The sequence below is a fragment of the Streptomyces lonarensis genome (genome assembly GCF_012033735.1).
Classification (GTDB): Bacteria; Actinomycetota; Actinomycetes; order Streptomycetales; family Streptomycetaceae; genus Streptomyces; species Streptomyces lonarensis.
Genome location: NZ_JAAVJD010000343.1, coordinates 1 through 4,071, shown reverse-complemented (window position 1 = coordinate 4,071; position 4,071 = coordinate 1). Strand labels below are relative to the sequence as shown.

Genomic DNA, 4,071 nt, shown 5'->3' with positions numbered 1-4,071 from the left:
CGGCGACGGCAGCGGCCGGACTGTGGTCGGACGAGGTGTTCCACCGCTCCCGGGCCGTGTCGGCCGCCCGGCAGGCCGGGCGCTGCCGGCTCGGGTGAGCCGGACCCGGAGCCGGGCCGGGGCCGCTCCACAGCGGTGCACCGCCCGGTGCGGTACCCGCCGCACCCGCCGGGCGCCACCCGGCGGGTGTGATGATGCCGGGATGACCGCGACCGCTGCCGAACTGAACCGCGCCACCCTCGCCCGCCAGCTGCTGCTGGCCCGGGAGGCGCTGCCCGTCTCGGACGCCGTGGGGCGGCTGGTCGCGCTCCAGGCGCAGCACCCGGCCTCGCCCTACCTGGCGCTGTGGAACCGCGTCGCGGGGTTCGACCCCGCGGCGCTGGACACGGCGTTCGCCGACGGCGCCGTGGTCAAGGCGACGCTGCTGCGGATCACGCTGCACGCGGCGCGGGCCGAGGACTATCCGTTCCTGCGTTCCGCGGTGCAGCCGGTACTGCGCGGCGCCCGCTACGACCGCCGGTTCCGGGAGACGGGCATGGCACCGGCCGAGGCGGAGGCGCTGCTGCCCGGCCTGCTGGAGTTCGCCGCGGTGCCGCGCACCACGGCCGAGCTGGACGCGTGGTTGGCCGGGAACGCGCCGACGTCGGCCCGGTCCGCGCTGTGGCGGACGTTGCGGGCGGTGGCGACGCTGGTCCACGAGCCCGCGACCGACGCCGCCTGGTCGTTCGGGCCGCGCCCTGTCTACCGCGCGGCGGCGGCGCCTCCCCCGCTGGACGAGGCGGCGGCCGCGGCTGCGCTGCCCCGGTTGGTGCGCCGGTACCTCGCCGGCTACGGGCCGGCGTCGGTCGCCGACATCGCGCAGTTCTCGCTGGTGCCGCGCGGGCGGGTCCGGGAGGCGTTGGCGGCGCTGGGCGAGGAGGTGGTGGAGCTGCCCGGCGGGCACCGGCCGCCGCTGTACGACCTGCCGGACGCGCCGCGACCGCCCGGCGACGCGCCCGCCCCGGCGCGGCTGCTCGGGATGTGGGACAACGTGCTGCTGGCCCACGCGGACCGGTCGCGGCTGCTGCCCGCCGAGTTCCGCGCCGCGGTGACGCGGACCAACGGCGACCTGCTGCCCACGCTGCTGGTGGACGGCCGGGTGGCCGGGGTGTGGCGGGCGACCGGTGGCGGCGTCGAGGGGTACGCGTTCCGGCAGCTGCCGCCGGCGGCGTGGCGTGAGCTGTCGGCGGAGGCGGAGCGGCTGGCCGCGCTGCTCGCGGGGCGGGACGCCGAGGTGTACCGGCGGCATCACCACTGGTGGGAGAAGCTCGGCGACGCGGTCGCGGAGCGCCGCGCGCTCAGTGGGCCGATCGCTGACTGACCCGGGGGGTGGGCGCGGTGAGCGTACGACCGGGGCGCGGGGAGGCCCTGCCAACGCCCGCCCGCCCCCCGATGCCCCACCCCGGCGGCGGCCTGCCCCGGACCCTCGACCCGCTCGCACTCGCCCGCCCCGATCTCCGGGCCCCGCCGCCCAGCACCGCCCCGTCCGCGCACACCCGCCCACGCCGCACACCCGCCCGCGCCGCACACCGCCCTGCGCGGCACCCCGGCGCACGTTCCCGCCGTAATCCGGTTGCACCGCGCACCGTGTCCGTCCTAGGCTCCCGTGCTCTGCTGCCCTCCGTGCCCGCTGCGCCGGGGAGGCGCCGACCGCACGGCAACCGGTCGGCACCCGTTCGCCGTCGACGCTGTGCCCGCCGCCGCCCCGCACCGGGGCGGCGGCGCTGCCGCGTGACCTCCCGGAAGGCCCCGCACCATGTCCGCCGTGCCCCCACCCGGCCCCGCCGCCGGTCAGACTCCCCCGCCCCCGCCGCCGGAACCCGCGGCCGACCGCACCCAGGACCGCGAGCCGCCGGCCGGGGCCACCGACCCGCTGCGAACCGAGCGCGCCCATCTGGCGGCTTCCCGGACGGCGCTGCGCGCCATGCGGCACGACGCCGAGTCGCTGGACATCCGCGACGTGACCGCGAACTGGGTCAACGCCGAGGTGCTGCGCGGGGAGGTCGAGCAGCGCATCAAGTCCCTGGCGGACCTCGTCGACACCCCGCTGTTCTTCGGGCGGCTGGACTACCGGCACCCGCTGGACGCCGAGGGCGAGAGCGGCACCCGGTTCTACATCGGCCGCCGCCACGTCCACGACGCCGAGGGCGACCCGATGGTCATCGACTGGCGGGCCCCGGTCTCGCAGCCCTTCTACCGGGCCTCGCCCTCCGATCCACAGGGTGTGGAGCTGCGGCGGCGCTTCGGGTACGACGGCGGGAGCCTCACCGCCTACGAGGACGAGCACCTGACGCACCTCACCGACGAGGAACGGGCGCGCGGCGCGGGCACGGCGGCCGGGTCGGCCCTGCTCCAACGGGAGATCGAGCGGCCGCGCGTCGGCCCGATGCGGGACATCGTCGCGACGATCCAGCCGGAGCAGGACGCCATCGTGCGGTCGCCGCTGGGGACGACACTCTGCGTTCAGGGCGCCCCGGGGACGGGAAAGACGGCGGTGGGTCTGCACCGGGTCGCGTTCCTGCTGTACGCGCACCGGGAGCGGCTCGCGCGCAGCGGGACGCTGGTGGTGGGCCCGAACGCGTCGTTCCTGCGGTACATCGAGCAGGTGCTGCCGGCGCTGGGCGAGTTGGAGGTACGGCAGTCGACCGTCGCGGACCTGGTGGCGCACGTCGAGGTGCGGGCGGTGGACCCGTCGGCGGTGGCGCTGCTGAAGGGCGACGCCCGGATGGCGGAGGTGCTGCGGCGCGCGGTGCGCGCGGGGGTGAGCATGCCGACCGAGCCGCTGGTGCTGGTGCGCGGCTCGCGGACGTGGCGGGTCCCGGCGCACGAGATCGAGGAGCTGGTGCGTGAGCTGCTGGACCGGGACATCCGGTACGGCGCGGCCGGTGAGGCGCTGCCGCAGCGGATCGCGCACGCGGTGCTGGTGCGGATGGAACGCTCGGGGGAGGCGCCGGACGACCGGGTGCAGGCGGCGGTGGCGCGCAGTGCGCCGGTGAAGGCGCTGGTCAAGTCGGTGTGGCCGGTGGTCGACCCCGCGAAGGTGGTGCTGCGGCTGCTGTCGGACGCCGCGTTCCTCGCGGAGCAGGCGTCCGGGGTGCTGTCGGAGGAGGAGCAGCGGCTGCTGCTGTGGGAGAAGCCGGCGCGCGGGGTGCGGTCGGCGAAGTGGTCGGCGGCGGACGCCGTGCTGATCGACGAGGCGCGTGACGTGGTCGAGCGGACGCCGTCGCTGGGGCATGTGGTGCTGGACGAGGCGCAGGACCTCTCCCCGATGCAGTACCGGGCGGTGGGGCGCCGGTGTTCCACGGGGTCGGCGACCGTGCTGGGCGACCTGGCGCAGGGCACCACGCCCTGGGCGACCGACGGCTGGGCGCAGGCGCTGGCCCACCTGGGGAAGCCGGAGGCGGCGGTGAGCGAGCTGACGGAGGGTTTCCGCGTGCCGCGGCAGGTCATCGCGTACGCCTCGCGGCTGCTGCCGGCGATCGCACCGGACCTGTCGGAGGCCACCTCGGTGCGGGAGTCGGCCGGCTCGTTGGAGATCCGGGCCGCCGCCTCGCCGGAGGAGCTGCCGCACCTGGCGGTGGCGGCGTGCCGGGAGGCGCTGACCCACGAGGGGTCGGTGGGGCTGATCGCCGCCGACGCGGCGCTGCCGGACCTGGCGGCGGCGCTGGGGGCGGCGGGGCTGCCGCACCTCTCCCCCGGCGAGGAGACCAGCGCGGGCCGTCGGCTGACGCTGGTGGCGGCGTCGCTGGCGAAGGGCCTGGAGTACGACTACGTGGTGGTGGCGGAGCCGGCGGGCATCGTCGCGGCCGAGCCGGACGAGCGGACGGGGCTGCGGCGGCTGTACGTGGCGCTGACCCGGGCGGTTTCCGGGTTGGCGGTGGTGCACCACGCGCCGGTGCCGGCGCTGCTGGCGGAGCCGGCGGCCACGGCTACGGCCGCGGCCGCCGGCTGAACTTCCCGGCGGGCCCGGCGGGCTGCGTCGGCTGTCGGCGTGCCGGCGTTCGGCGCGGCGAGCGGGCCGTTGTGCCACGC

At 77.5% G+C, this 4,071-nt stretch carries 2 protein-coding genes; both read left to right on the top strand.

All coding sequences use genetic code 11. The features are described from left to right. Window positions 1-202 precede the first annotated feature (202 nt). Window positions 203-1,360: a winged helix DNA-binding domain-containing protein gene (locus HCN56_RS24130; protein ID WP_167974556.1), complete on the top strand. Its 1,158-nt coding sequence runs from the start codon at window positions 203-205 to the stop codon at window positions 1,358-1,360. A gap of 444 nt (window positions 1,361-1,804) precedes the next feature. Beyond that, a complete protein-coding gene (locus tag HCN56_RS24125) occupies window positions 1,805-3,991 on the top strand; it encodes a HelD family protein (protein ID WP_376770925.1) in 2,187 nt (728 codons plus the stop codon). The last annotated feature ends 80 nt before the right edge of the window (window positions 3,992-4,071 follow it).

Excerpts from the sequence above, each read along its gene's own strand:
- HCN56_RS24130 (WP_167974556.1), top strand. The coding sequence starts at position 203 with ATGACCGCGACCGCTGCCGAACTGAACCGCGCCACCCTCGCCCGCCAG.